Source organism: Streptomyces sp. NPDC055239 (assembly GCF_053606205.1).
In genome coordinates, this window is the sequence record NZ_JBSGRD010000024.1 from 16,194 (window position 1) to 38,510 (window position 22,317).

Consider the following 22,317-nt stretch of genomic DNA (forward strand, 5'->3'; position numbering starts at 1 on the left):
ACGTAGGGCCGTTACTCGACGCCCTCCACGAAGTGGTCGAACTCGCCCGCCTGGACGCCGAGTACGAAGGCTTCCCACTTCTTCTCCGTCGTGGTCACGACGTTCTCGGGGTCGCTGGTCTCCCGGAGGTACACGGCGTCCCCCGGGCCGTGCGCGATCTCGATCCAGGGGCCCGGTCCTTCCTCCCCCTCGGGGGCGGCGCGGATCCATTCGAGGTTCGACGGGATGCCGGGGGTGGGGGTGGAGGCGGGGGTGTCGGTCATGAGGAGGGTCCTTCGTGGGACTTTTTTGGGATGGGTGGGATGGCGACTGCGGTTGTGTGGTGGTTCGTCCGCATTTGGGGTGAGGGTTGGGGTGCGGATTGCAGAGAAATCCCAGTGAGCGTGCCGGTCGGCTGCAGCTACCTGGCGGCTCCGCCCCAGGCCCCGGTCCTCAGGCGAGTACTGCCCCGGTGGGGGCCACGGACTCGGTTGCTGAGATTCAACTGACGATGCCGATCACAAGGAGACGTCACGCGCCAGGCATCTTCGAATGAGGTCAGTAGTAGAGACACCCGCCGTGTACGGCACCAGCTGCAACTTCCCCGCGGCGGCCACCGGGCCGAAGACATCTTCGATGGCATCCGGCGAAATGTCGTCTCCGTGCACGACCATCGCGATGTCGTGATCTTCCAGGAACTCGGTCGTCACGCGTTCCGGAGCGTTCGGTATCACCGCGTCGACGTACCGGCATGCCTCGATCACCGTGACCCGCTCGGCCAGGGTCATGATGGGTCTTCGCTTGTACTTGGTCACGACCTCGTCGGAGAACACGCCGACGAGCAGCCGCTCTCCGCAGGCGCGCGCGGCCTTGAGCAGCGCTACGTGTCCCGGGTGGAAGAGGTCTCCCACCATGTCGACGTAGACATTCGCCCGGGTCGGGGTGACGTGCGCGCAGGAGTCGCCTTCGCCGTCAGGCACGGCGGGTCCTCTTCGTGGTGCGGATCAGTGCTGCGAAGGCTGTGGGTTGTGCGGTGAGTGTCGCTTTGGTGGGGTCGGCGCTCTCCGTTAGATGGATCGCCGTTCCGGCTGGGAGTGCGGCGACGTGTACGCAAGCGTCGCCTTCCTGGCAGTAGGACGACTTCTGCCACGGGTCAGGCATGGCGGCGCCTCTTCGTGGTGCGGATCAGTGCTGCGAAGGCTGTGGGTTGTGCGGTGAGTATCGCTCCGGTGGGGTCGGCGCTCTCCGTTAGATGGATCGCCGTTCCGGCTGGGGGTGCGGCGACGTGTACGCAGGAGTTGCCCTCCGAGCAGTAGGACGACTTCTGCCAGTGCTGGTTCATCAGGCGCTCCTTCACAGGCCTTGCATGACGTTGTGGATCAGGTCCCGAGTTTTTGCGGGGGCGAGGGAGACCGCGTCGAGCCGGTCGAAAAGCGTTCGGTACTTGTGCAGTTGCGCCTCAGCGTCGAGGAATGCGATGCCGTGGGACTGGTCGAGGTGCACGGTGTCCAACTGCGGTACAGGGCCGTGTGCGTAATAGATCGACTGCCCCGAGCCTGGGTAGGCCCCGGCGTCGAAGCTGATTGCACGCAGGGTGATGTGGTCCCGCTCGCTCATGTCGAGCAGGTGCTGCAGCTGATCACGGGCGGTCGCCGGGCCGCCGACCTTCATGCGGAGGGCCGCTTCGTGGACTACGGCCTGGTACGGCGTGGGGTTGTCGCGGTACAGGACTGACTGTCGCTTGATGCGGAACGAGATGCGGTGCTCCATGTCTGGCGGCGACAGTTCGGTGACGGCCTGGCGGAAGATCTCACGGGCGTAGTCACGTGTCTGGAGCAGACCTGGGATGCGTGCCGTGGTGGCGTCACGCACTGACTGGGCGTGATGCTCCAGCTCGGCCAAGTCGAGCAACAAGCTGGGCAGTAGTTCGCGGTACTCCTCCCACCAGCCACGCTTGCGGTCGTTCGTCATACGCGTGAGGGCCTCGACGAGGACCTTGTCCGGGCAGTCGTAGTGGCAGGCCAGCATGCGCACGCGGTCCGAACTGACGCCGAGGCGGCCGGATTCCATGTTGCTGACCTGGTTCTGCTTGATCCCAAGCAGCTGTGCAGCGTCAGTCGACGAGAGACCTGAGCGCTCGCGCAGCTTGCGCAGCTCGCTTCCCAACCGGAGTTGGCGCCCCGTTGGGGTGCTCCTCATGGGCACTGCCGTTCTCCCTAGACGCCGCCATGTCACTCACACGGGTGGTTAAGTCAGCCCTTCAGCTAACTAGGACTAAGACCTTATTCCTTCACGCTACTTTGAGTGCCAGGCCACCCGCCCGGAAGCACCCCGCTCGACGGAGCGGCAATCGTCACTGGGCAGACCCGCAACTCCCCGCTCTGAACGGAGACTTCCGTGAAGCCCACCGTATCCCCGCCCTGGACCTACACCCTCCAACTCCCGCACGACCCCCGCGCCCCCGGCATCGCCCGCGCCACCCTCCGTGCCGTGCTTGCCACCTACGGGCTCTCCGAGCTTGCGCCCACCGCGGAGCTTCTCGCCGCCGAGATGCTCAACAACGCCCACTGTCATACCGAAGGCCCCTACGCCCTCCGGCTCCGTCACTCCTCCCCGAAGGGGATCCGCGTCGCCGTATGGGATTCCAATCCCCAGATCCCGCCCGGATTCGGGCAACCCGGCTGCCCGGCAGTCCCGTCGGCGGACGCCGAGAGCGGGCGTGGGCTGCATCTTGTGCGGGCCTGCGCCGACTCCTGGGGCGCTTATCCCCTCCGTGCCGCCCGGGACGGGAAACTGCTCTGGGCCGAGGTCGGCGGTGATCCCCCTAAGGCACAGGTCCCACCTCTACACTGAGGCGCGGTGGACTCCCGTGGGGTGAGGGGTGGTTGACGGTGCGTAAGACGTGGCTGGTCGCGGCCGTCGGCGCCAGTGGGGCGATGAGCTTCATCGCCCTGCTCGTCGTGGGGACGTACATGGCCGCCGGGGGCATGGAGGGCGGCGGCGGGGGCGGGAGTGTGTCGCTCGCCAAGGGTGCTGTGCCCAGCAGCTATCAGCCCCTCGTGCAGAAGTGGGGCAACCTGTGCAAAGCCATCAATCCCGCCCTGCTCGCCGCGCAGCTGTACCAGGAGAGCGGGTTCAACCCGAACGCCAAGAGCCCGGCCAAGGCCCAGGGGATAGCGCAATTCATCCCGGGGACCTGGGCCACGCACGGGGTCGACGGCAACGGCGACGGTGATCGCAACGTCTGGGACCCGGAGGACGCCATCCCGTCCGCCGCTTCGTACGACTGCAAACTCGCCAGCTATGTGAAGGACGCCCCGGGAAGCCCGACGAAGAACATGCTCGCCGCGTACAACGCGGGGGCGTACGCCGTCATCAAGTACGGCGGCGTACCGCCTTACAGCGAGACCCAGAATTACGTGAAGACCATCACGGACCTGGAGAAGAGCTTCGCCCGGCCCACCAGCAGGGTGCAGCCGTCGCAGCAGGCGGCGGGAGCCATCTACTACGCGCAGAAGAAGCTCGGCACGCTGTATCTGTGGGGCGGCAATGGAACCGCCGAGCAAGGCGGACGGTTCGACTGTTCCGGCCTTACGCTCGCCGCCTATCGCAGCGTGGATATCGATCTGCCGCGCGTCGCGAACGACCAGTACAACGTCGGACCACATCCCAAACGGGACGAACTGCTCCCGGGTGACCTGGTGTTCTTCTCGGACGACCTCACCAATTCCCGCGCCATCCGGCACGTCGGGATCTACGTCGGCGGCGGCTACATGATTAACGCCCCGCGGGCCGGTGCGGTGATCCGCTTCGACCCGATCGACACTCCGGATTACTTTGGCGCGACCCGTGTCACCGAGGACGGGGCGAATGCCGTGCCCGATAAGCCGTCGGCTGCCTGAGGTGCGCTGAGGGGGCCTACGAGACCCTGCGAGGCCCTGAGGGGTTCCGAAATGGGGGCCTCGTGGGGGTGTGTGCAGGGCGTGATGTGGCTTGAACTCTCTGTCAGTACACTTCTCTGAGCTGCGGCGATGTGTCTCTCTTCGATAACGTCTGCGTGATCATTCGGTAGAGAGTGGAACGTAGTGCGGGGGACCACGCGTTTCCTTGACTGTGTAGGGGCGCGACCACCCAGTAGTAGCGAGCGGCATTGATCACGCGGCAAGCAGCACTGACCACGGGGGTTGATGGAAGGGCGCACGGCAAGGTGCGTCCGAGGCGAGGAGACAAGGGGCCGCAGCACCATGGCTGGACTCGATACAACCGGGTCGAACCCCGACGTCAGCCTGCTCTACGACATCAACGGCCTGGCTGGGGATTCGCCGGACTGGCTGGCAAAGTCGGTGGCATTCGTCGGTGAGTACGGGCTGTTGCTCGCGCTTGTTCTGATGGTCGTCTGGTGTTGGTGGGGGCAGAGAAAGCGCGGGTCGCTCGATGACGCCGCCTCCTCTGTCGCCGCTGTTGTCTGGGCGCCGTTGGCGGCCGGGATCGCCATCCTGGTGAATGTGCCGATCCGCGGCTTTGTCGAGAGACGTCGTCCTTTCAAGGACCATGACGGCCTCGAGCTCCTGGTGCACGGAAAGACCGACTTCTCCTTCGTGAGCGATCACGCGACGCTCGCGATGGCTCTTGGCGTCGGGCTTTTCGTGGCCAACCGGAAGTTCGGCCTTGTCGGCATAGCTCTCGCCCTGCTCGAAGGCTTCTGCCGGGTCTTTATGGGCGTGCACTATCCGACGGACGTCGTCGGAGGATTCGCGCTCGGAACGGCTGTCGCGTTGCTCCTCTCGCCGCTGGCCATGGCTCTGCTCACGCCTGTGGCGAAGGCTGTTGGGCGGACCGGGCGGGGTGGGTGGCTGGTGTGGGCGAAGCCTCGGGGTGAGGCTGTGGCGGAGTTTCCTCAGCCCTCCGCGTCGGCCTCCGGCCCGGATGAGCGGGATCTTGCGGCGTAGCGCCGTCCCGGTTCGCGTCCGTGTCCGCGTTCGTTTCCGCTCGGCGGCGCTTCAGTAGCCACCAGCCTGCGCCGGCCGCCGCTGCGGTCACTCCTGCGGAGGCCGCCGTGAGGGGGCCTGCGGCCGGGTGGTCGGCTTCGTTGGCGGCGTGGGCCGTTGGGGTGGCAAGGGCGAGGGTGGCGGCGGTGGCTGCTGCGGCCTTGGCTATTCGTGGGCTCGGGCTCATACCCCCAGAGCAGCCGGGTCCTGCGCAAGGGGCCACCTGAGGGCGTGTCGGGTGCGCTGTTCGGGTTGCGGGGGCGGCCGTACGGGCTACGAACCTTCTTTTCCCCAACCCCGCCCCTCCCCGAGAACCCGCTCGGCGCGGGGACCTGGTGCCTTGTGCGTGCCGTCATCACCGGCTTCGCCGAGTTCGTCCTCAAACGCCGGACGGGCTGAACCCCCTCACAGCGCCTGGGGGAAGTCGAAGAAGCGGTTCGGGTCGTACTGCGTCTTGAGCTTCTTCAGTCGCGTCGCCGCCGAACCGTAATAGGCCTCGCGCCAGTTGCTCAGGGTCGGGTCCGCGTAGTTCTGGTACGCCGCGCCCGACGCGTATCGGGCCATCGCCCCGTGGGCGGTTTTGAGCCAGGCCTGGGCCGGCTTGCCGGAGGTGCCGGGGCGCCAAGAGGCGATGTACTGCGCCAGCATCCGCGAGCGGCGGTGGACGAAGGCCGTGGCCGTCGGGTCGACCCGGTTAATCGCGCCGCCGAGCGCGGTGAGCGCGATGCTGCCCCCGCTCGCGCCCGTCACGTTCTCCACCTGGGAGAGGAGCGTGCGGATGCCCGCTGCCGACAACGAGCGGTCGAAGAAGTCCGAACTTGCCGCGTACGTCTCGCGGTTCAGCGCACCCTGCGTGTTCCGCCCCGGCGTCGACCCCGGCAGGTGGCACTGGGCGTCCGACGAGAAGGACGAGCAGCCCGCGTAGACCTCCATCGACTCCTCGTACGAGCGCCGCTTGAGGGAGACGCTGCGCGCCGGGGCGCCGATCTTGTCGGCGAGGCGGTCCACCGCGTTCTGGAGTTCGCCGTACGTGCCGAGGGAGAAGCAGGCGATGGACACCGTGGGCGTGCCGCCAGGCGTGTTCGCCAGGTGCGCGGACGACCAGATCTCGTCCGGCTGGTCCGGGCCCCACGCCTGCCACGCCTTGATGACCGCCGCAGCCTTCGACCAGGGCCAGGTCATGTACGCCGAGACGCCCTGCGGGGCCGCGTGCGTGCGGAAGTTCAGCTCCGTCACCACGCCGAAGTTCCCGCTCCCCGCGCCCCGCAGCGCCCAGAAGAGGTCCTTGTTCTCGCTCTTGCTCGCCGTCAGCTGCTTGCCGTCTGCCGTGATGAGCGTTGCCGAGGTGAGGCTGTCGCAGGTCAGGCCGTATGCCCGTGACACCACCCCGTGACCGCCGCCCAGCGTCAGGCCGGAGATGCCTACCGTCGGGCAGGAGCCCGCCGGGATCGTCACGCCCTTCGCGGCAAGCGCGCGGTACACGTCGATCAGCTTCGCGCCCGCGCCGACCGTGGCCGTCGAACCACTGGCGCGCGTTCTGTTCAGCTTCGACACGTCGACTATCAGGCGGCCCGTGCCGGACGACCAACCCCCGTAGGAGTGGCCGCCGTTGCGTATGGAGACCTTGACGTCGTGCGCGCGGGCGTAGGCCAGGGTCGTACGGATGTCGTCGGGGTTCGCGACGTACGCGACCGCCGTCGGCTTCAGGTTGTCGTAGCGGGTGTTGTAGAGCTGCCGGGCCGCTGCCCACTGTGCCTCGCCCGGCTTGACCAGGGTGCCGTCCAGGTCCTTGGCGAGGGCGGTGAGGTTCGACGCGGCGGACGCGGCGGCGCTCGTCGTGCGCAGGGGAGTGCCGGAGCGCGAGCCGCCCGCGCTGCGGGAGGTGGCGCCCCCAGCGCCCCCAGCGCCCGCAGCGCCGCTGCCCCCGCCGGAGCTGCTGCAACCCGCCGCCGCGAAGGCCGTAGCCGCCGTCGCCGCCGCCGTGCTGCCGATGAACGTACGTCGTTCCATGACCCGCCTCCCGTTGCTTCCCATGGAGTACGAGACGGCGTACGGGGCCCATGGGTTCCGGTGAGCAGGGAGGGGAGTTGGCGGGAGGCGGCGGGGAGGCGACCGGGGGGGCGACTGGGGAGGCTACTTGGCCGACAGGTGGGACTCCGCGTCCGTCCGGGCCTTGCTGCGTGCTCTGCGGGCCGGGCCACGCCAGCCGCAGCTGCACCTGGCTGCGCAGAATCGGCCCTGCTCGACCGTCGTCGTGCGGTGCGGTTCGTCCTGTTGCTCCTCGGCCACGTCTCCACCGTACCCACGCCGGGTGAACGCCCTTGCGCGTGACGGGTCAACGTACCGGTCGTTACACGGAACGACAGGGGGCTACAGACCTCGCGGGCAAGCTTGGGGGCAGTCGGGCGATGGGTCAGCAGCACAGGCGCACAGGCGGAGCGGTCCTCACGGCCGCGGCGGTGAGTCTCATGGCCGTCGCCACGGGATGCTCGGGGGGCGGCGCCGTCGCCGACGACGGGCGCGCCTCCGCCGACGCCCTCGACGTGGTGCGGGAATCCGCCGACGCCCTTGTCCGCGCGGGGACTTCCAAGGCGCGTACGTCCATGGAGATGGCCAGCGGCGGTACCCGCGTGACCATCCGTGGGCAGGGAACGTACGACTTCAGGCGGCAGGTCGGGCGGTTCATGGTCGTTCTTCCGAAAGATCCCGCCGGGGACGAGGAGCACCGCCCCATCACCGAGCTGATGGCGAGCGGCGCGCTCTACATGAAGAACCGCGGCGCCGGGGTGCCCGCGGACAAGTGGGTGCGGATCGACACGGCGACGCTCTCGGACGGCAACCTGGTCACGGGCGGGGCCACCGATCCGCTCGCCGCCGCGGAGCTGCTGCGGGGAGTGCATAAGGCGTCGTACGTCGGGGAGACGACGGTGGCGGGCGTGCAGGTGCGGCACTACCGCGGGGTCGCTGACCTGCCGAGCGCCGCGAGGTCCGCTTCCGAGGGGCAGCGGTCGGCCCTGAGGGCGGCGGCGAAAGGGTTCAGCAAGGGCCGTGTGCCGTTCGACGCGTACGTCGACGAGGAGGGGCGCCTGCGAAAGCTGAGGCAGCAGTTCAGTGTCGCGAACGCGGCGGTGGCGTCGACCACGCTGCTCTTCGACTTCGGGGTGCGGGTGGACGTGCGGCTGCCCGCGAGCGAGGACATCTTCGCGGGGAAGATCGCCGAGAAGTAGGGGGAGGAGGGGGAGGGGTATGAGGGGCCCGGATAGTCGCGCTCGGTGGCGGAAATGGTCCGTCCGTGCCATGCGCGGTGCGTAGGCCGCTCCCTACTCTAGGAAGTCGGTACCGGCAGGAAGCAAGGTCAGGAAGAGGTGATGAACGTGGCTCTGGTGCGCGGTACTACCGTTCAGGACCACGTTGCCCTTGCCGAGATCGAGCTGTGCGGTGAACTCATCATCGCGGCGTCCGCCGCCGGTGAGGATCGGCTGAGTGCCGACCGCATTGACGAGGTCCTGAAAGTCTCCACCGATGTGGGGCAGCTGGGCGATAACCGGGACTAGTCCCGGAGCAAGCCCCGGTCCACCGGGGTAGGGAGCGGCCCGGGCCCTGCCGTGTCCCTCACTTCAGGACTTCAGGCTCAGGTGCGCATCATGCGCGCGATCGCCTTCGTCGCTTCCTCGACCTTCGCGTCGATCTCGTCGCCGCCCTTGACCGCCGCGTCCGCCACGCAGTGGCGCAGGTGCTCCTCGAGGAGCTGGAGGGCGAAGGACTGCAGGGCCTTCGTGCCCGCCGAGACCTGCGTGAGTATGTCGATGCAGTAGACGTCTTCCTCGACCATGCGCTGCAGGCCACGGACCTGTCCCTCGATGCGCCGCAGCCGTTTGAGGTGCTCGTCCTTCTGCTTGTGGTAGCCATGGACGCCCTGCTCGTGGCCGCCCTGCTCGTGGCCGCCGGACTCGGAGGGCGCCTCGGTGTTCATGGCCACACCGGCCGCATCGGTGGTCGTCATCGCGTCCTCCTGCTTGGACAGTCACTCTGCTGGGCAGTCATAGAAAAGCCACTGGCTGAACTGGCTTCCTATACCCCTAGTGGGTATAGAATACTCGATTGCTCGGGGGGCGTGCTGATCACTGTGCCTGATGGGCGACACTGGGGTCTGGCCGGTTAGCCGTGGCCGGATGATGCGCCTAGCATCAGCCTGACCGAATCCAAAGCACCCCGAGGACCCCACGTGCGCTTTCGTCTGACCCCCAGGGAGACGAGCTTCTACGACATGTTCGCCGCTTCTGCGGACAACATTGTCACGGGCTCGAAGCTCCTGATGGAACTGCTCGGGGCTGACGCCTCCGCCCGAGCCGAGATCGCAGAGCGTATGCGGGCCGCGGAGCACGCTGGAGATGACGCGACACACGCGATCTTCCACCAGCTGAACTCCTCCTTCATCACGCCTTTCGACCGCGAGGACATCTACAAGCTGGCGTCGTGCCTGGACGACATCATGGACTTCATGGAGGAGGCCGTCGACCTGGTCGTTCTTTACCAGGTCGAGGAACTCCCCAAGGGAGTCGAGCAGCAGATCGAGGTCCTGTCGCGAGCCGCCGAGCTCACGGCGGAGGCCATGCCGAATCTGCGGACGATGGACAACCTCACCGAGTTCTGGATCGAGGTCAACCGTCTGGAGAACCAGGCCGACCAGATTCACCGCAAGCTCCTCGCCCAGCTCTTCAACGGCAAGTACGACGCCATAGAGGTGCTGAAGCTCAAGCAGATCGTCGACGTGCTTGAAGAGGCGGCCGACGCGTTCGAGCACGTCGCCAACACGGTGGAGACCATCGCGGTCAAGGAGTCCTGAGGCCTCTCCATGGACACCTTTGCTTTGATCGTGACCATTGGCGTCGCGCTCGGATTTACGTACACGAATGGCTTTCACGACTCTGCGAATGCCATCGCCACTTCCGTCTCCACCCGTGCGCTGACGCCCCGTGCGGCACTCGCGATGGCCGCAGTCATGAACCTCGCGGGCGCCTTCATGGGCAGTGGGGTCGCCAAGACGGTCAGTAAGGGTCTGATCGAGACGCCCGAAGGCAACAAGGGAATGTGGATCCTCTTTGCCGCCCTGGTGGGCGCCATTGTCTGGAACCTCGTCACCTGGTACTTCGGGCTTCCCTCTTCCTCCTCCCACGCCCTTTTCGGTGGAATGGTCGGGGCCGCGCTCGCGGGTGGAATCGGGGTGATCTGGTCGGGAGTTCTCGACAAGGTCGTCATTCCGATGTTCCTTTCGCCCGTCGTCGGCCTGATCGCCGGTTATCTGGTGATGTGCGCGATCATGTGGATGTTCCGGAAGTCCAACCCGCACAAGGCCAAGCGCGGATTCCGTATCGCGCAGACGGTGTCGGCTGCCGGTATGGCGCTCGGGCACGGTCTGCAGGACGCGCAGAAGACCATGGGCATCGTGGTGATGGCCCTGGTCATCTCCGATGTGCAGAGCGCTGACGCGCCGATTCCGATCTGGGTCAAGATCTCCTGCGCCCTGATGCTCTCGCTCGGTACCTACGCGGGTGGCTGGCGCATCATGCGTACGCTCGGCCGCAAGATCATCGAGCTGGACCCGCCGCAGGGATTCGCCGCCGAGACCACCGGCGCGGGCATCATGTTCACCACCGCGTTCATGTTCCACGCGCCGATCTCGACCACGCACGTGATCACTTCCGCGATCATGGGTGTGGGCGCCACGAAGCGGGTGAACGCCGTGCGCTGGGGCGTCGCCAAGAACATCATCCTCGGCTGGTTCATCACGATGCCGGCCGCTGCCATCGTGGCCGCGGTGAGTTTCTACATCGTGAACTTCGTGTTCCTCTAGCAGCAGCCCGCGGTAGAAGCAGATAGCAGTAGCGGTAAAAGCAGACGGAAAGGCCCGCCCCCCGGGAGCCAGGGGGCGGGCCTTTCTTTGTTGCCCCTGCGGTGGCACCGCCATGCAGCACCGCAAGGAGTCGGGGAAGCCGGAGTGCGGCCTGCCTCGGTCTAGCCGAAGCGGCCCGAGATGTAGTCCTCGGTCGCCTGCACGGACGGGTTGGAGAAGATCCGCTCCGTGTCGTCGATCTCGACGAGCTTGCCGGGCTGGCCGACCGCCGAGAGGTTGAAGAATGCCGTACGGTCCGAGACGCGTGCGGCCTGCTGCATGTTGTGCGTCACGATGACGATCGTGAAGCGCTCCTTCAGCTCGCCGATCAGGTCCTCGATCGCGAGCGTGGAGATCGGGTCGAGGGCCGAGCAGGGCTCGTCCATCAGGAGCACCTGGGGCTCGACCGCGATCGCCCGCGCGATGCACAGACGCTGCTGCTGACCGCCGGAGAGGCCGGAGCCGGGCTTGTTCAGGCGGTCCTTGACCTCGTTCCAGAGGTTGGCGCCCTTGAGGGACTTCTCGACGATCGCGTTCAGCTCGCTCTTCTTGTAAGAGCCGTTGAGGCGCAGACCCGCAGCCACGTTGTCGAAGATCGACATCGTCGGGAACGGGTTGGGGCGCTGGAACACCATGCCGATCGTGCGGCGCACGGCGACCGGGTCGACGCCGGGACCGTAGAGGTCCTCGTCGTCCAGGAGCACCTTGCCCTCGACGCGGCCACCCGTGGTGACCTCGTGCATGCGGTTGAGGGTGCGCAGGAAGGTGGACTTGCCGCAGCCGGAGGGGCCGATGAAGGCCGTCACGGAGCGGGGCTCCACGGTCATCGAGATGTCCTCGATGGCCTTGTGGGCACTGTAGTAAGCGGTCAGGCCCGATACGTCGATTCGCTTGGCCATGGGGATCACTGCTTTCGAGGGGGTACGAGAAGGTCGCTGATGTGGCCGCGTCAGCGGCCCGTCTTGGGGGCCTTCCAGCGGGCTACGCCGCGGGCCGCCAGGTTGAGGATCATGATGAAGCCGATGAGGGCGAGGGCCGCCGCCCAGGCGCGGTCGTAACCGGCCTGGTTGCCCGCCGCGTACTGCTGGTAGATGTACAGCGGCAGCGAGGCCTGCGAGCCTTCGAACGGGTTCGTGTTGATCATGGGGTTGACCCAGACCAGGAGCAGGACCGGTGCGGTCTCGCCCGCGATACGGGCGACCGCGAGCATGACGCCGGTCGTGATGCCGCCGATCGCGGTGGGCAGGACCACCTTGAGGATGGTCCGCCACTTCGGGATGCCGAGGGCGAGTGACGCCTCCCGCAGCTCGTTCGGGACGAGCTTGAGCATCTCCTCGGTGGAGCGCACGATCACCGGCATCATCAGGATGGCGAGCGCCATGGCGCCGGCCCAGCCGGAGAAGTCGAAGCCCAGGATCAGGATCCAGAAGCTGAGGACGAACAGGCCCGCGACGATCGACGGGATGCCGGTCATGACGTCCACGAAGAACGTGACGACCTTGGCGAGCTTCCCGCGTCCGTACTCGACGAGGTAGATCGCGGTGAGCAGGCCGATCGGCACGGCGATGACGGAGGCCAGGAGCACCTGCTCCAGGGTGCCGATGATCGCGTGGTAGATGCCGCCGCCGGGCTCGTCGTCCGCGACCACGCCCATGGAGTGGGTCAGGAAGTAGCCGTTGAAGACGTTCGAGCCGCGCTGCACGGTCTCGTAGATCAGCGAGGCCAGCGGGACGACGGCGAGCAGGAACATGACCCACACCATCGAGGTGGCGAGGCGGTCCTTGGCCTGGCGTGTGCCCTCGACGGCTACCGCGAGGGCGTACGAGGCGCCGACGTAGAGGATGGCCGCGATCAGGCCCCACTGGATACGGCTGTCAAGGCCTGCCCCCAATCCGATGCCGATGGCGACGGCGGCGGAGCCCAGCGCGACGACGGCAGGCGTCCAGCGCGGGAGGCGGGCACCTTGCAGGCTCGTGGGCTTGGCGACGGTGGTGGTGGCGCTCATGCGTTGGCCCCCGAGTACTCCTTGCGGCGCGCGATGATCAAGCGGGCCGCGCCGTTGACCAGCAGCGTGATGATGAAGAGGACCAGGCCGGATGCGATGAGCGCGTCACGGCCGTACTCGGTCGCCTCGTTGAACTTGCTCGCGATGTTCTGCGCGAAGGTGCCGCCGCCGAAGTCGAGCACGGATGCGTTGATCACGAAGCTCGGGGAGAGCACGGTGGCGACGGCGATGGTCTCGCCGAGCGCGCGGCCGAGGCCCAGCATCGAGGCGGAGATGACGCCCGAGCGGGCGAAGGGGAGCACCGATATGCGGATGGTCTCCCAGCGCGTGGCGCCGAGCGCGAGCGCGGCCTCCTCGTGCATCTTCGGGACCTGGAGGAAGACCTCGCGGCTGACGTTCGTGATGATCGGCAGGATCATGATGGCGAGCAGGATGCCCACCGTCATCAGGGAGCGCGGGGCGCCGCCGTTGTATTCGAGGACGCCGGTCCAGCCGAAGTAGTCGTCGAGCCAGCTGTAGAGGCCGGTCAGATTGGGTGCGACCACGAGGGCGCCCCAGAGGCCGTAGACGATCGACGGCACGGCGGCCAGGAGGTCGATCACGAAGGCGATGGGGGTCGCCAGCTTGCGCGGCGCGTAGTGCGAGATGAAGAGCGCGATGCCCATGGCCACGGGGACGGCGATCACCAGGGCGATCACCGAGCTCACCACGGTGCCGAAGACCAGGACCGCGATGCCGAAGTACGGCTTGCCGCCGGTGGTGCTGCCGGCCGGGTCCCACTCGAAGGTGGTGAGGAAGTTGCCCGTGTTCTCCGAGAGGGCGAGGGTCGCGCGGTAGGTCAGGAAGGCCGCGATGGCGGCCATGATCACGAGCAGCGCGATGCCGGAGCCGCGCGAGAGACCGAGGAAGATCCGGTCACCGGGGCGGGTGGCGCTGCGTCGCGGACGCTTGGGTGTGATGCCCGACGGCTGTACGTCGTTGCGTCGGGGCGGTGGGGGTGCGGTCGTACTGCTTGGTATATCCATAAGATTCTCCGGTCTGCGGAGCCGATCACCGCTTCTTCAGCGGCGTTGCTCCTGGCGGCGGTGCACCGGACGGTGCGGCCGGCCCTGACTCACCGGGCCGGCCGCACTCGGTTCAGCTAGCTCAGGCTCGCGACGGTCTTGCGGACCTTGGCGATGATCTCGGCCGGGATCGGCGCGTAGTCGTTGTCCTTGAGGACGTTCTGGCCGTCTTCGCTGGCGATGTAGGTCAGGAAGGACTTGGTCGCGGCCAGGGACTCGGCCTTGTTGCCCTTCTCGCAGAGGACCTCGTACGTCACCAGGGTGATCGGGTAGGCGCCCTCGGCGGTGGGCTTGTAGTTCAGCTCCAGGGCGAGGTCGTTGCCCTTGCCGACGACCTTGGCCTCGGAGATCGCCTTGGAGGCGTTGTCGACGTTGGCCTTCACCGGCTCCTTGGCGTCGGTCTTCAGGTCGACCGTGTTGATGCCGTCGGAGGCGTAGGAGAGCTCGAAGTAGGAGATGGCGCCCTCGGTCTGCTTGACCTGGCCCGCGACACCGGAGGAGCCGTTGGCGGACTGGCCGCCCTTGGCCACCCAGGACTTGCCGGGCTCGTGCGCCCAGGCGGAGGGGGCCGCGCCCTTGAGGTACTTGGTGAAGTTGTCCGTGGTGCCGGACTCGTCCGAGCGGTGGAACGCCTGGATCTTGGTGCTGGGCAGCTTGGCGTCGGGGTTCAGCTTCTCGATCGCCTTGTCGTCCCAGGTCTTGATCTTGCCGTCGAAGATCTCGGCGAGGGTCGCGGCGTCCAGGACGAGGTTGTCCACACCGGGCACGTTGTAGCCGACGGCGATCGGGCCGCCGACCATCGGCAGGTCGATGGCCTGGCTGTTCTTGCAGACCTTCTTCGACGCCGCGATCTCCTCGGGCTTCAGCGCCGAGTCGGAGCCCGCGAAGGCGGTCTGGCCCTGCATGAACGCGGTGATGCCGGCGCCCGAACCCGTCGGGTTGTAGTTCAGCTGAACGTCCTTGCAGGTGGTCGAGTAGACCTTCCGCCAGGCGTCGATCGCGTTCTTCTGCGCGGACGAACCGGAGGCGGCGAGCTGGCCCTTGGCGTCATCACACTTGATGTTGGCGTTGGCGCTCGTCTTCTCGCCGGTGCTGCTGCTGCCGCCGCTGGTGTCGTCGGAGCCGCACGCCGTGAGGGCCAGGGCGCCGGAGACGGCGATGGCGCCGAGGGAGAGGGCGCGGAGCCGGTTCTTGCGCTGAAGCTTCACTGTCGGGTCTTCCTTCCGGGAGCCGCCGGCCCTTTGCTGGCGGCGTGCGAGGTCTTCGTCGTGCGGTCGTGCCGTCGTGCGGTGCTGCGTTTCTGCTGTTCTGAGGTTCTGCGGTCTTACGTTGTGTTGTAAGGCCGAAATTAGGCAGGGCAGGTGAAGCGACCGATGGGCACGAGTGAACGGAGGGTGAACCTCGGCGGTCGGCCTGGTTAGGCGATCTGCTACGGAAAGTAGCCGATCGTTTACGCCGGGTTGAGTACCCCGAGCAGGGCATCGACAAGTTGCTGGTCACGGCGTTGCGTGAGGCGGTTGCGGGCCGCCGTCGGCGAGAGCCAGAGGATGCGGTCGACCTCGTTGTTGGGCGAGAAGTGCCCGTCGGCCACCTCCGCCGCCCAGTAGCTGACCTCTTTGGGGCGACCCTGGGCGACATAGCGGACCGTGGGGAGCCGGGCGCCGGGGGTGCAGCGGTGGCCCGTCTCCTCCTCGACCTCGCGCAGGGCGCCGTCGAGAGGCGTCTCGGCTCGCTTCAGCTTGCCTTTGGGGTGCGACCAGTCGTCGTACTTCGGCCTGTGGACCAGGCAGATCTCCAGCTCACCGTCGTAGGGGGAGTGGCGCCACAGGACGCAGCCCGCGGCCCGTACGACCGCTCCGTCGCCGCTCGTCGTGTCGTGCGCCGCGTCGTGCGTGCCGTCGTACGTCATGGGGTGCTCACCGTTTCCGTCTCGCGGAGCCAGGCCTGGTGGAACGCGAAACGGGCCGCTTCCACCTCATGACGCTGGTCGGCGTGCAGGACGCCGAGTGCGTACGCCGTCGCAGGGGCGATGCGGGGGGTGCGGGCGGCCGACGCCGCCGCCGACGCGGCGTCCGCGGCCTCTCGGTGGCGGTCCAGGGCGTGGCCCGCGTCCGAGAGGCGGAGGTCGTCGCCGGGGCTGCCGGTGAGGACCTCCTGGGCGTACCTGTGCAGGCGCAGGAGGGCGCGGGTCTTCAGCCAGGGGGCGTCCTGGGCCTCGGGAGCGGCGTCGGCCTCGGCGGCGAGGCCGTAGGTCAGCGCTTCCGCGTTGTACGGGTGGCCCGCCTGACCCAGGGGGAGCGCGGCGATCGCCTCCGCGAGGTCGTCCTCCGCCTTCGCCGCGAGCGGCTTCAGGTCGTCTGCCGTACTGGTCAGCGGGACCTCGCTGGCCAGTACGGCCACGTTGTCCGCCACCGCGTGGAAGCGGGAGGAGCCGAAGGCCTGGAGGGCGGCTGAGTGGGCCCGCGTGCGGGCGAGGGTCAGCTGGCGCTCCAGCAACGCCGCTGCTTTGGCCGCACCCACCGTCAGGCCTCTTGGAGCGGGGCCCTGTTCACCTGCGCCCTGCGCTGTGGGCTGTGCCCACCCGTTCCGCCTTGCGGAACGCCTGCCCACAGTGGGGGCGACATCGACGCGATCCGTGGGCGCCGGGACCGTCGGCGTGCCCGACAAGCGGTGCAGTGCGTCAAGGAGGCGTTCCAAGCGGGCCGCGTACGCGTGTTCTTGGGCCAGGGTGCCGGAGAGCCAGCCCAGTTCGGGTCGCAGCCCGGACGCCCACTCCTGGTCGAGGAGCGGACGGAACGTGTGCAGGGTGCCGCCGATGCGGCGGGCGGCGCGGCGCAGGGCGCGGGCCGCCTCCAGGGACTCCTCGGCGCCCTGCGCGTCCGTCGTCGACTCGCGGTGCAGCCGCAGCGAGCGCAGGAACTCCGTGGCCTGGCCCTGCAGATAGGCCGACAGGACGTCGCCTGTCGTCGTCTCATGGTTTAGCTGTGCCACGCCGGCGCCTCCGGGCGTCAATGAGCGTCTCCTGTACGTTCCGCAGGGGCTGGCCCTCCGGATCAAGGGCGTGTCGGGTCCAGTTGCCGTCAGCGCCCAGGTGCCAGGAGGCGGTGTTGTCCGACATGCCGGTCTCCAGGAGCCGGTTCAGCGTCGCCCGGTGTGCCGGGTCGGTGACCCTGACCAGCGCCTCGATTCGTCGGTCGAGGTTGCGGTGCATCATGTCGGCGCTGCCGATCCACACCTCGGGCTCGCCCGCGTTGCCGAAGGCGAAGACGCGGGAGTGCTCGAGGAAGCGGCCGAGCACGGAACGGACCCGGATCGTCTCCGAGAGCCCCGCGACACCAGGCCGCACCGCGCAGATCCCGCGCACCCACACGTCGATCGGCACACCCGCCTGCGAGGCGCGGTAGAGCGCGTCCACGATGGCCTCGTCGACCATCGAGTTGCACTTGATGCGCACGTAGGAGGGGCGGCCGGCGCGGTGGTGCTGGATTTCCTTGTCGATGCGTGAAATGAGGCCGTCACGCAGGGACTTGGGGGCGACGAGAAGGCGGCGGTAGGTCTCGCGGCGCGAGTATCCCGAGAGCCGGTTGAAGAGGTCGGACAGGTCGGCGCCCACCTCCTGCTTGGCGGTGAGCAGCCCCAGGTCCTCGTAGAGCCTGGCCGTCTTGGGGTGGTAGTTGCCCGTACCCACGTGCGAGTAGCGGACCAGGGTGTCGCCCTCCTGGCGGACGACGAGCGACAGCTTGCAGTGCGTCTTCAGGCCGACGAGGCCGTAGACGACATGGCAGCCCGCCTCCTCCAGCTTGCGCGCCCACTTGATGTTCGCCTGCTCGTCGAAGCGCGCCTTGATCTCGACGAGGACGAGCACCTGCTTGCCCGACTCGGCGGCGTCGATCAGCGCGTCGACTATCGGGGAGTCGCCCGACGTCCGGTACAGCGTCTGCTTGATCGCCAGGACGTTCGGGTCGGCGGCCGCCTGCTCCAGGAAGGCCTGCACGGACGTGGAGAACGAGTCGTACGGGTGGTGCAGGAGTACGTCGCGTTCGCGAAGGGCGGCGAAGATGTCGGGCGCGGACGCCGACTCCACCTCGGCGAGGTCGCGGTGCGTGCCCGCGATGAACTTCGGGTACTTCAGCTCGGGCCGGTCGAGGGCCGCGATGCCGAAGAGCCCGGTCAGGTCGAGCGGGCCCGGCAGCGGATAGACCTCGGCCTCGCTGATCTTCAGCTCGCGCACGAGCAGGTCGAGGACGTTCCGGTCGATGGACTCCTCGACCTCAAGGCGGACGGGCGGCCCGAAACGGCGCCGCATGAGCTCCTTCTCCAGGGCCTGGAGGAGGTTCTCGGCGTCGTCCTCCTCGACCTCCAGGTCCTCGTTCCGGGTGAGCCGGAACATGTGGTGCTCCTGGATCTCCATGCCGGGGAACAGCTCCGCGAGGTGCGCGGGGGCGGCTATGACGTCCTCGATGGGGACGTACCGCTGGGGGGAGGCCTCAAGGAAGCGGGAGAGGAGGGGCGGAACCTTCACACGAGCGAAGTGGGTGTGCCCTGAGACCGGGTTGCGCACGACCACGGCGAGGTTGAGCGAGAGCCCCGAGATGTACGGGAAGGGGTGCGCGGGGTCGACCGCCAGGGGGGTCAGGACGGGGAAGATCTGCTGCCGGAAGAGCGTGAAGAGGCGGGACTGCTCCTTCTCGGTCAGCTCGTTCCAGCGGACCAGGTGGATGCCCTCGTCGGCGAGGCCGGGGGCGACGTCCTCCTGGTAGCAGGCGGCGTGCCGGGCCATGAGTTCGCGGGAGCGGTTCCAGATCAGCTCCAGGACCTCACGGGGCTGCAGACCTGAGGCCGAACGGGTGGCGACGCCGGTCGCGATGCGCCGCTTGAGGCCTGCCACCCGGACCATGAAGAACTCGTCCAGGTTCGAGGCGAAGATCGCCAGGAAATTAGCCCGTTCGAGTAGCGGGGTGTTCGGGTCCTCGGCGAGCTCGAGAACGCGCTCGTTGAAGGCCAGCCAGCTGCGCTCCCGGTCCAGGAACCGGCCCTGCGGAAGCTCCTGGCCGTCGTGTCCCACCTGGCCGTCCTCGTCGTACGCGTCGAGATCCGCGTCGATGTCGGGGTCGAGGTCGGACACCGCGGCCGACAGCGTGTGCGGGCGGTGAGCGGCGATGGAGCCTACGGAGGGCTGGGCGTGCTGGACCTGACCTTGCGTGCTGGGCTGGCTCATGGCCCCATTCTTCCGCGCGGGGACTCCGATGGGCGCGTCGGAGAGTGCCGGGGTGAGGAAGAGCTTCCCGTTCTTCGGGGGAGGGTCGGGCACGGCGGGCTGCATTGAGTGAGGGTCGCAAGCCAGTCTGAATCACTGGTTACGGCGACATGACGTGCGGGACATGTACCGGAGTCCCCCGGACGTCTACACGTCCGGGGGACTGTTCTTTCCGGGCCCGGTCTTCAGGCCGTACGGCGCTTGAGCACGCGGAACGCGGCGTACGCGGCTGCGGCGGTGAGGACGAGGACGATGCCGGTCTCGATGAACTGGACGTACCAGAAGTGGGAATGGGGGTGGATGTCGGCGTACCAGCTGGTGACTTTGGTGTCACCGGCGGCGTTGCGGACCCCCATGTTCACGATGATGGAGTCCATGGGGGTTTCATGCATCGTGTAGCTCGTGCTCGTGCCCGATGCGGGCCCGGAGACCGTGGTCGCCGGGAACAGGTGCCAGCGCACGCTTCCCATGATCAGCAGCACGACGCCGGTGACAAGGCCGCTTGCGGCAAGGGCCACCAGGGTGCGGCGCACAAGGAGTCCGACGAGTGCGCCGACCATGACGCCGAGAAGGCAGTACGCGACGAAGACCGGGCCGATGGACTCGTAGACGCCGCGGTCGGCCCAGCTCAGGTTCCACATGCTCTCGACACCGGACCGGCCGAGCCAGAAGACCGCCATCAGGGCGAGCCCGCCGGCCACGCTCGTCACGGCGAACACCGTCAGCTTCGACATCAGCCAGCGCGCGGGCGACACCGACTGCGTCCAGGCGAGCTTGTGGGTCCCCGACTCCATCTCGCGGGCGATGACCGGGCCCGCGACGAAGGCGCCGATCAGGACGGGGATGAGGAGCATCGCCAGGGAGTAGTTCTTCACGAACTCGTACAGCAGCGTTCGGGCGCTGGCGAAGCCGAGGAACGTGTCGCAGGAGCCGCTGGAGGTGCAGGCGCCGGTGGGCTCGGGGTAGGCGTAGTTCGCCCAGCGGAGAAAGCCCGTCACCACGGCGGCGAGCACGACGAGGCCGAGGCCTGTCCGCAGCGCGGCGCGGTGTACCCGGACGTCGGCCCAGCGCGGACCGCGAAGGAGAGGAGAACTCATACCGTCACCTCGCGATCGGCGGGTGCCGTGCTCGGCGTCAGGAGTGCGGGTGCCTCGGGGGAGCGCAGATGGGCCAGCAACAGTTCCTCCAGGGACGGTTCTTCGACGTCCCAGCCTTCGCCGAGCGGCCCGCCGGGCCGGATCAGCGCGGTCAGGCCGCGTCCGGTCGCGCGGGATTCGACGACGGTGTGCGGGGCGAGGTCCTCGACGGGGCGGCGCCCGGTGACCAGCGCGTGCGCGCCGACGAGGTCGTCGATGCCGCCGCCGAGCCGCACCCGGCCACCGGAGACGAGGAGCAAGTGGTCGCAGGCGTCGGCCAGTTCGCTCACGATGTGCGAGGACATCACCACGGTGGTGCCGTGCTCGGCGGCCTCCGCCATCAGCGTCCCCATCAGCTGATGCCGGGCGAGCGGGTCGAGGTCGGCCATCGGCTCGTCGAGGAGCAGGAGTGCGGCCCGCTTGCCGAGCGCGAGGGCGAGCGCGACACGGGTGCGCTGACCGCCGGAGAGCGTGCGCACACGCAGGCTCGGGTCCAAGTCCCCTTCGCGTACGACACGTTCGGCGAGCTCGGCGTCCCAGCGCCCGTGGTTCAGCTCGGCGCCGAGCCGCAGCGTGTCGGCGATGCTGAGCTGCGGGTAGAGCGGCTTGTCCTGGGCGACGTACGCGATGTGCTCACGCGCGGTGGCCGGGTCGGTGCCGAGTACGGAGAGCGTGCCCTCGGTGGGCCTGAGCAGCCCGGCCGCGAGGGCGAGCAGCGTCGACTTGCCCGCGCCGTTGGGTCCCACTACCGCGCAGATCCGTCCGGCGGGCAGCCGGAAGGAGCAGTCGCGCAGGGCATGGCCCCGCCGCCCGTAACTCTTGGCAAGCGCGGCCGCCTCGATGGCGGTGTCGGTCATGCGGGGTCCCCCTTGGTCACGTGCTGCTCTGACTGTGTGAGTGCTGGCTGCGTGAACTGCTCTTCGAGTACGGCGCTGAACAGCGCCGCTACGTCGTCCCTCTCCAGACCACTGGCACGGGCGCGTGCGGCCCACTGGCTCAGCTCGCCCCGCAGCGGGGAGTCGGTGGGCGTGGAGCCCAGCGACTTCCGCACGAAGGTGCCGAGTCCCCGGCGGGCCTCTACCAGGCCTTCGCGTTCCAGCTCGCGGTAGGCCTTCAGGACCGTGTTCGGGTTGATGGCCGTCGCCTCGACCACCTCACGGGCCGTGGGCAGCTTGTCGCCCGGCTCCAGCAGGCCCAGGCGCAGGGCCTGTTGGGTCTGCTGGACGATCTGGAGGTAGGTGGCGACGCCGCTGCGCCGGTCGATACGGAACTCGACCATGCTCTTGCACCACCCTTTCACTAATTGAGTAGTGAAAGGGTGGTGCAAGGGGGCCCGTTCCGTCAAGGGGTGAGGGATCTTGTAACGTCTGCCGCTCAGCATTGACGTGAACACGTATGGAAAGTCGGGGGACTTGCCTTGTCCATGCCACCACCGCCTCAGGGCGGCTACCAGCAGCCTCAGCAGCCTTATCAGGGGCAGCAGCCGTACGGTCAGCAGCCGTATCAGGGGCAGCAGCCCTATCAGCCTCAGCAGCCCTACGGGCAGCAGCCGTATCCGCCCCAGCAGCCCCACCCGCCCCAGCAGCCCCAGCGCCCGCGCGGCGGTGGCGGCGGTTCGTTCAACCGGCAGTCACCCCTGATGAAGGTGGTGGTCCTGCTCGTCGCCGGTGTCATCGCGGGCGTCTGGTGGTATTCGAGCCGGGGCAACACCACGGGCCCCGGCAGCGAGACCGCCAAGGCGCCCACGGCCGCCGAGGTCGGCGACTGCGTACAGAACAAGGGATCAGGCGGCAGCCCGGACATGGAGGTCGTCGACTGCTCCGGCGCGACGGCGGAGTACAAGGTGGCGAGCAAGTTCGAAACCGAGTGCGAGCCGGGCGAGTCCCGCTATGAGCAGACCCGGCGCGGCCGGGTGCAGTACAGCATGTGCCTGAAGCCGGTCGAGCCGAAGTAGGCGAAGTAGTCGAAGCAGGCGAGCGGCCGAAGACGCGCGAA

The 22,317-nt window shown here is 68.0% G+C and carries 26 protein-coding genes; 8 read left to right on the plus strand and 18 right to left on the minus strand.

Features of this window, described 5'->3' with window-relative positions; genetic code table 11:
- Positions 1 to 11: 11 nt before the first annotated feature.
- The 5 genes from ACWFRJ_RS42820 to ACWFRJ_RS42840 form a co-directional block, all read right to left on the minus strand.
- Positions 12 to 263, minus strand: coding sequence for a DUF397 domain-containing protein (locus ACWFRJ_RS42820; RefSeq protein ID WP_453544200.1), 252 nt, complete (start codon positions 261 to 263; stop codon positions 12 to 14).
- Positions 264 to 497: 234 nt separating this feature from the next.
- On the minus strand, positions 498 to 959 hold the full coding sequence (locus tag ACWFRJ_RS42825; RefSeq protein ID WP_453544202.1) for an adenylyltransferase/cytidyltransferase family protein: 462 nt from the start codon (positions 957 to 959) through the stop codon (positions 498 to 500).
- On the minus strand, positions 952 to 1,140 hold the full coding sequence (locus ACWFRJ_RS42830) for a DUF397 domain-containing protein (protein WP_453544204.1): 189 nt from the start codon (positions 1,138 to 1,140) through the stop codon (positions 952 to 954). Before ACWFRJ_RS42830 ends, ACWFRJ_RS42825 begins: the two co-directional genes overlap by 8 nt.
- Positions 1,133 to 1,321, minus strand: a complete 189-nt coding sequence (locus tag ACWFRJ_RS42835; RefSeq protein WP_453544206.1) for a DUF397 domain-containing protein — start codon at positions 1,319 to 1,321, stop codon at positions 1,133 to 1,135. Before ACWFRJ_RS42835 ends, ACWFRJ_RS42830 begins: the two co-directional genes overlap by 8 nt.
- An 11-nt stretch (positions 1,322 to 1,332) precedes the next feature.
- Positions 1,333 to 2,178, minus strand: a complete 846-nt coding sequence (locus ACWFRJ_RS42840; RefSeq protein WP_453544208.1) for a helix-turn-helix domain-containing protein — start codon at positions 2,176 to 2,178, stop codon at positions 1,333 to 1,335.
- A 198-nt stretch (positions 2,179 to 2,376) separates the two neighbouring features.
- On the opposite strand from ACWFRJ_RS42840, the gene ACWFRJ_RS42845 reads away from it, so the two are divergent.
- The 3 genes from ACWFRJ_RS42845 (at position 2,377) to ACWFRJ_RS42855 (ending at position 4,928) form a co-directional block, all read left to right on the plus strand.
- Positions 2,377 to 2,832 carry an ATP-binding protein gene (locus tag ACWFRJ_RS42845; protein WP_453544210.1) on the plus strand — a complete coding sequence of 152 codons (456 nt, stop codon included), beginning with the start codon at positions 2,377 to 2,379 and terminating at the stop codon, positions 2,830 to 2,832.
- A gap of 38 nt (positions 2,833 to 2,870) precedes the next feature.
- A complete protein-coding gene (locus ACWFRJ_RS42850) occupies positions 2,871 to 3,881 on the plus strand; it encodes a bifunctional lytic transglycosylase/C40 family peptidase (protein ID WP_453544212.1) in 1,011 nt (336 codons plus the stop codon).
- Between the two features lie 342 nt (positions 3,882 to 4,223).
- A complete protein-coding gene (locus ACWFRJ_RS42855) occupies positions 4,224 to 4,928 on the plus strand; it encodes a phosphatase PAP2 family protein (RefSeq protein ID WP_453544214.1) in 705 nt (234 codons plus the stop codon).
- Positions 4,929 to 5,372: 444 nt separating this feature from the next.
- Here ACWFRJ_RS42855 and ACWFRJ_RS42860 read toward each other — a convergent pair whose 3' ends face one another.
- Positions 5,373 to 6,977: an FAD-binding oxidoreductase gene (locus ACWFRJ_RS42860; protein WP_453544216.1), complete on the minus strand. Its 1,605-nt coding sequence runs from the start codon at positions 6,975 to 6,977 to the stop codon at positions 5,373 to 5,375.
- 123 nt (positions 6,978 to 7,100) lie between these two features.
- Positions 7,101 to 7,256 carry a hypothetical protein gene (locus ACWFRJ_RS42865; protein ID WP_453544218.1) on the minus strand — a complete coding sequence of 52 codons (156 nt, stop codon included), beginning with the start codon at positions 7,254 to 7,256 and terminating at the stop codon, positions 7,101 to 7,103.
- Positions 7,257 to 7,375: 119 nt separating this feature from the next.
- On the opposite strand from ACWFRJ_RS42865, the gene ACWFRJ_RS42870 reads away from it, so the two are divergent.
- A complete protein-coding gene (locus tag ACWFRJ_RS42870; RefSeq protein WP_453544220.1) occupies positions 7,376 to 8,194 on the plus strand; it encodes a hypothetical protein in 819 nt (272 codons plus the stop codon).
- A gap of 141 nt (positions 8,195 to 8,335) precedes the next feature.
- Positions 8,336 to 8,521 carry a hypothetical protein gene (locus ACWFRJ_RS42875; RefSeq protein ID WP_453544222.1) on the plus strand — a complete coding sequence of 62 codons (186 nt, stop codon included), beginning with the start codon at positions 8,336 to 8,338 and terminating at the stop codon, positions 8,519 to 8,521.
- A gap of 77 nt (positions 8,522 to 8,598) precedes the next feature.
- Here ACWFRJ_RS42875 and ACWFRJ_RS42880 read toward each other — a convergent pair whose 3' ends face one another.
- Complete coding sequence (locus ACWFRJ_RS42880) at positions 8,599 to 8,970, minus strand: metal-sensitive transcriptional regulator (RefSeq protein WP_453544224.1); 372 nt, start codon at positions 8,968 to 8,970, stop codon at positions 8,599 to 8,601.
- 222 nt (positions 8,971 to 9,192) lie between these two features.
- Here ACWFRJ_RS42880 and ACWFRJ_RS42885 point away from each other — a divergent pair, with 222 nt between their 5' ends.
- Together ACWFRJ_RS42885 and ACWFRJ_RS42890 are read left to right on the plus strand one after the other, a co-directional pair.
- On the plus strand, positions 9,193 to 9,813 hold the full coding sequence (locus tag ACWFRJ_RS42885; RefSeq protein WP_389915768.1) for a DUF47 domain-containing protein: 621 nt from the start codon (positions 9,193 to 9,195) through the stop codon (positions 9,811 to 9,813).
- A gap of 9 nt (positions 9,814 to 9,822) precedes the next feature.
- Entirely contained in the window at positions 9,823 to 10,821 is a 999-nt protein-coding gene (locus ACWFRJ_RS42890; protein WP_453544226.1) for an anion permease, read from the plus strand.
- Positions 10,822 to 10,982: 161 nt separating this feature from the next.
- Here ACWFRJ_RS42890 and pstB read toward each other — a convergent pair whose 3' ends face one another.
- From pstB to ACWFRJ_RS42940, 10 genes are all read right to left on the minus strand, one after another.
- The gene (pstB, locus tag ACWFRJ_RS42895; protein ID WP_383282032.1) at positions 10,983 to 11,759 is read right to left on the minus strand and encodes a phosphate ABC transporter ATP-binding protein PstB; all 777 of its coding nucleotides are present in this window, start codon (positions 11,757 to 11,759) and stop codon (positions 10,983 to 10,985) included.
- 50 nt (positions 11,760 to 11,809) lie between these two features.
- Positions 11,810 to 12,865, minus strand: coding sequence for a phosphate ABC transporter permease PstA (pstA, locus tag ACWFRJ_RS42900; protein ID WP_453544228.1), 1,056 nt, complete (start codon positions 12,863 to 12,865; stop codon positions 11,810 to 11,812).
- Positions 12,862 to 13,890: a phosphate ABC transporter permease subunit PstC gene (gene pstC, locus ACWFRJ_RS42905; protein WP_453544230.1), complete on the minus strand. Its 1,029-nt coding sequence runs from the start codon at positions 13,888 to 13,890 to the stop codon at positions 12,862 to 12,864. Before pstC ends, pstA begins: the two co-directional genes overlap by 4 nt.
- A gap of 116 nt (positions 13,891 to 14,006) precedes the next feature.
- On the minus strand, positions 14,007 to 15,137 hold the full coding sequence (gene pstS, locus ACWFRJ_RS42910; RefSeq protein ID WP_453544232.1) for a phosphate ABC transporter substrate-binding protein PstS: 1,131 nt from the start codon (positions 15,135 to 15,137) through the stop codon (positions 14,007 to 14,009).
- 242 nt (positions 15,138 to 15,379) lie between these two features.
- Positions 15,380 to 15,838 carry an NUDIX hydrolase gene (locus ACWFRJ_RS42915; protein ID WP_453544234.1) on the minus strand — a complete coding sequence of 153 codons (459 nt, stop codon included), beginning with the start codon at positions 15,836 to 15,838 and terminating at the stop codon, positions 15,380 to 15,382.
- Entirely contained in the window at positions 15,835 to 16,920 is a 1,086-nt protein-coding gene (locus ACWFRJ_RS42920) for a CHAD domain-containing protein (protein ID WP_453544236.1), read from the minus strand. Before ACWFRJ_RS42920 ends, ACWFRJ_RS42915 begins: the two co-directional genes overlap by 4 nt.
- On the minus strand, positions 16,901 to 19,147 hold the full coding sequence (locus tag ACWFRJ_RS42925; RefSeq protein WP_453544238.1) for an RNA degradosome polyphosphate kinase: 2,247 nt from the start codon (positions 19,145 to 19,147) through the stop codon (positions 16,901 to 16,903). Before ACWFRJ_RS42925 ends, ACWFRJ_RS42920 begins: the two co-directional genes overlap by 20 nt.
- Before the next feature lie 224 nt (positions 19,148 to 19,371).
- Positions 19,372 to 20,283, minus strand: a complete 912-nt coding sequence (locus ACWFRJ_RS42930) for an ABC transporter permease (RefSeq protein WP_453544240.1) — start codon at positions 20,281 to 20,283, stop codon at positions 19,372 to 19,374.
- Entirely contained in the window at positions 20,280 to 21,179 is a 900-nt protein-coding gene (locus tag ACWFRJ_RS42935) for an ABC transporter ATP-binding protein (protein WP_453544242.1), read from the minus strand. The genes ACWFRJ_RS42930 and ACWFRJ_RS42935 overlap by 4 nt, the downstream gene beginning before the upstream one ends.
- Complete coding sequence (locus tag ACWFRJ_RS42940; RefSeq protein WP_453544244.1) at positions 21,176 to 21,601, minus strand: GntR family transcriptional regulator; 426 nt, start codon at positions 21,599 to 21,601, stop codon at positions 21,176 to 21,178. The genes ACWFRJ_RS42935 and ACWFRJ_RS42940 overlap by 4 nt, the downstream gene beginning before the upstream one ends.
- Positions 21,602 to 21,745: 144 nt before the next feature.
- Here ACWFRJ_RS42940 and ACWFRJ_RS42945 point away from each other — a divergent pair, with 144 nt between their 5' ends.
- A complete protein-coding gene (locus ACWFRJ_RS42945; RefSeq protein ID WP_453544246.1) occupies positions 21,746 to 22,276 on the plus strand; it encodes an LppU/SCO3897 family protein in 531 nt (176 codons plus the stop codon).
- The last annotated feature ends 41 nt before the right edge of the window (positions 22,277 to 22,317 follow it).

What these genes read in the sequence shown, in the direction of transcription:
- ACWFRJ_RS42820 (WP_453544200.1), bottom strand. Translation starts at nt 263, where the DNA reads ATGACCGACACCCCCGCCTCCACCCCCACCCCCGGCATCCCGTCGAAC.
- ACWFRJ_RS42830 (WP_453544204.1), bottom strand. Translation starts at nt 1,140, where the DNA reads ATGCCTGACCCGTGGCAGAAGTCGTCCTACTGCCAGGAAGGCGACGCT.
- ACWFRJ_RS42835 (WP_453544206.1), bottom strand. Translation starts at nt 1,321, where the DNA reads ATGAACCAGCACTGGCAGAAGTCGTCCTACTGCTCGGAGGGCAACTCC.
- ACWFRJ_RS42840 (WP_453544208.1), bottom strand. Translation starts at nt 2,178, where the DNA reads ATGAGGAGCACCCCAACGGGGCGCCAACTCCGGTTGGGAAGCGAGCTG.
- ACWFRJ_RS42855 (WP_453544214.1), top strand. Translation starts at nt 4,224, where the DNA reads ATGGCTGGACTCGATACAACCGGGTCGAACCCCGACGTCAGCCTGCTC.
- ACWFRJ_RS42860 (WP_453544216.1), bottom strand. Translation starts at nt 6,977, where the DNA reads ATGGAACGACGTACGTTCATCGGCAGCACGGCGGCGGCGACGGCGGCT.
- ACWFRJ_RS42870 (WP_453544220.1), top strand. Translation starts at nt 7,376, where the DNA reads ATGGGTCAGCAGCACAGGCGCACAGGCGGAGCGGTCCTCACGGCCGCG.
- ACWFRJ_RS42875 (WP_453544222.1), top strand. Translation starts at nt 8,336, where the DNA reads ATGAACGTGGCTCTGGTGCGCGGTACTACCGTTCAGGACCACGTTGCC.
- ACWFRJ_RS42880 (WP_453544224.1), bottom strand. Translation starts at nt 8,970, where the DNA reads ATGACGACCACCGATGCGGCCGGTGTGGCCATGAACACCGAGGCGCCC.
- ACWFRJ_RS42890 (WP_453544226.1), top strand. Translation starts at nt 9,823, where the DNA reads ATGGACACCTTTGCTTTGATCGTGACCATTGGCGTCGCGCTCGGATTT.
- pstB (WP_383282032.1), bottom strand. Translation starts at nt 11,759, where the DNA reads ATGGCCAAGCGAATCGACGTATCGGGCCTGACCGCTTACTACAGTGCC.
- pstA (WP_453544228.1), bottom strand. Translation starts at nt 12,865, where the DNA reads ATGAGCGCCACCACCACCGTCGCCAAGCCCACGAGCCTGCAAGGTGCC.
- pstC (WP_453544230.1), bottom strand. Translation starts at nt 13,890, where the DNA reads ATGGATATACCAAGCAGTACGACCGCACCCCCACCGCCCCGACGCAAC.
- ACWFRJ_RS42915 (WP_453544234.1), bottom strand. Translation starts at nt 15,838, where the DNA reads ATGACGTACGACGGCACGCACGACGCGGCGCACGACACGACGAGCGGC.
- ACWFRJ_RS42925 (WP_453544238.1), bottom strand. Translation starts at nt 19,147, where the DNA reads ATGAGCCAGCCCAGCACGCAAGGTCAGGTCCAGCACGCCCAGCCCTCC.
- ACWFRJ_RS42930 (WP_453544240.1), bottom strand. Translation starts at nt 20,283, where the DNA reads ATGAGTTCTCCTCTCCTTCGCGGTCCGCGCTGGGCCGACGTCCGGGTA.
- ACWFRJ_RS42935 (WP_453544242.1), bottom strand. Translation starts at nt 21,179, where the DNA reads ATGACCGACACCGCCATCGAGGCGGCCGCGCTTGCCAAGAGTTACGGG.
- ACWFRJ_RS42940 (WP_453544244.1), bottom strand. Translation starts at nt 21,601, where the DNA reads ATGGTCGAGTTCCGTATCGACCGGCGCAGCGGCGTCGCCACCTACCTC.
- ACWFRJ_RS42945 (WP_453544246.1), top strand. Translation starts at nt 21,746, where the DNA reads ATGCCACCACCGCCTCAGGGCGGCTACCAGCAGCCTCAGCAGCCTTAT.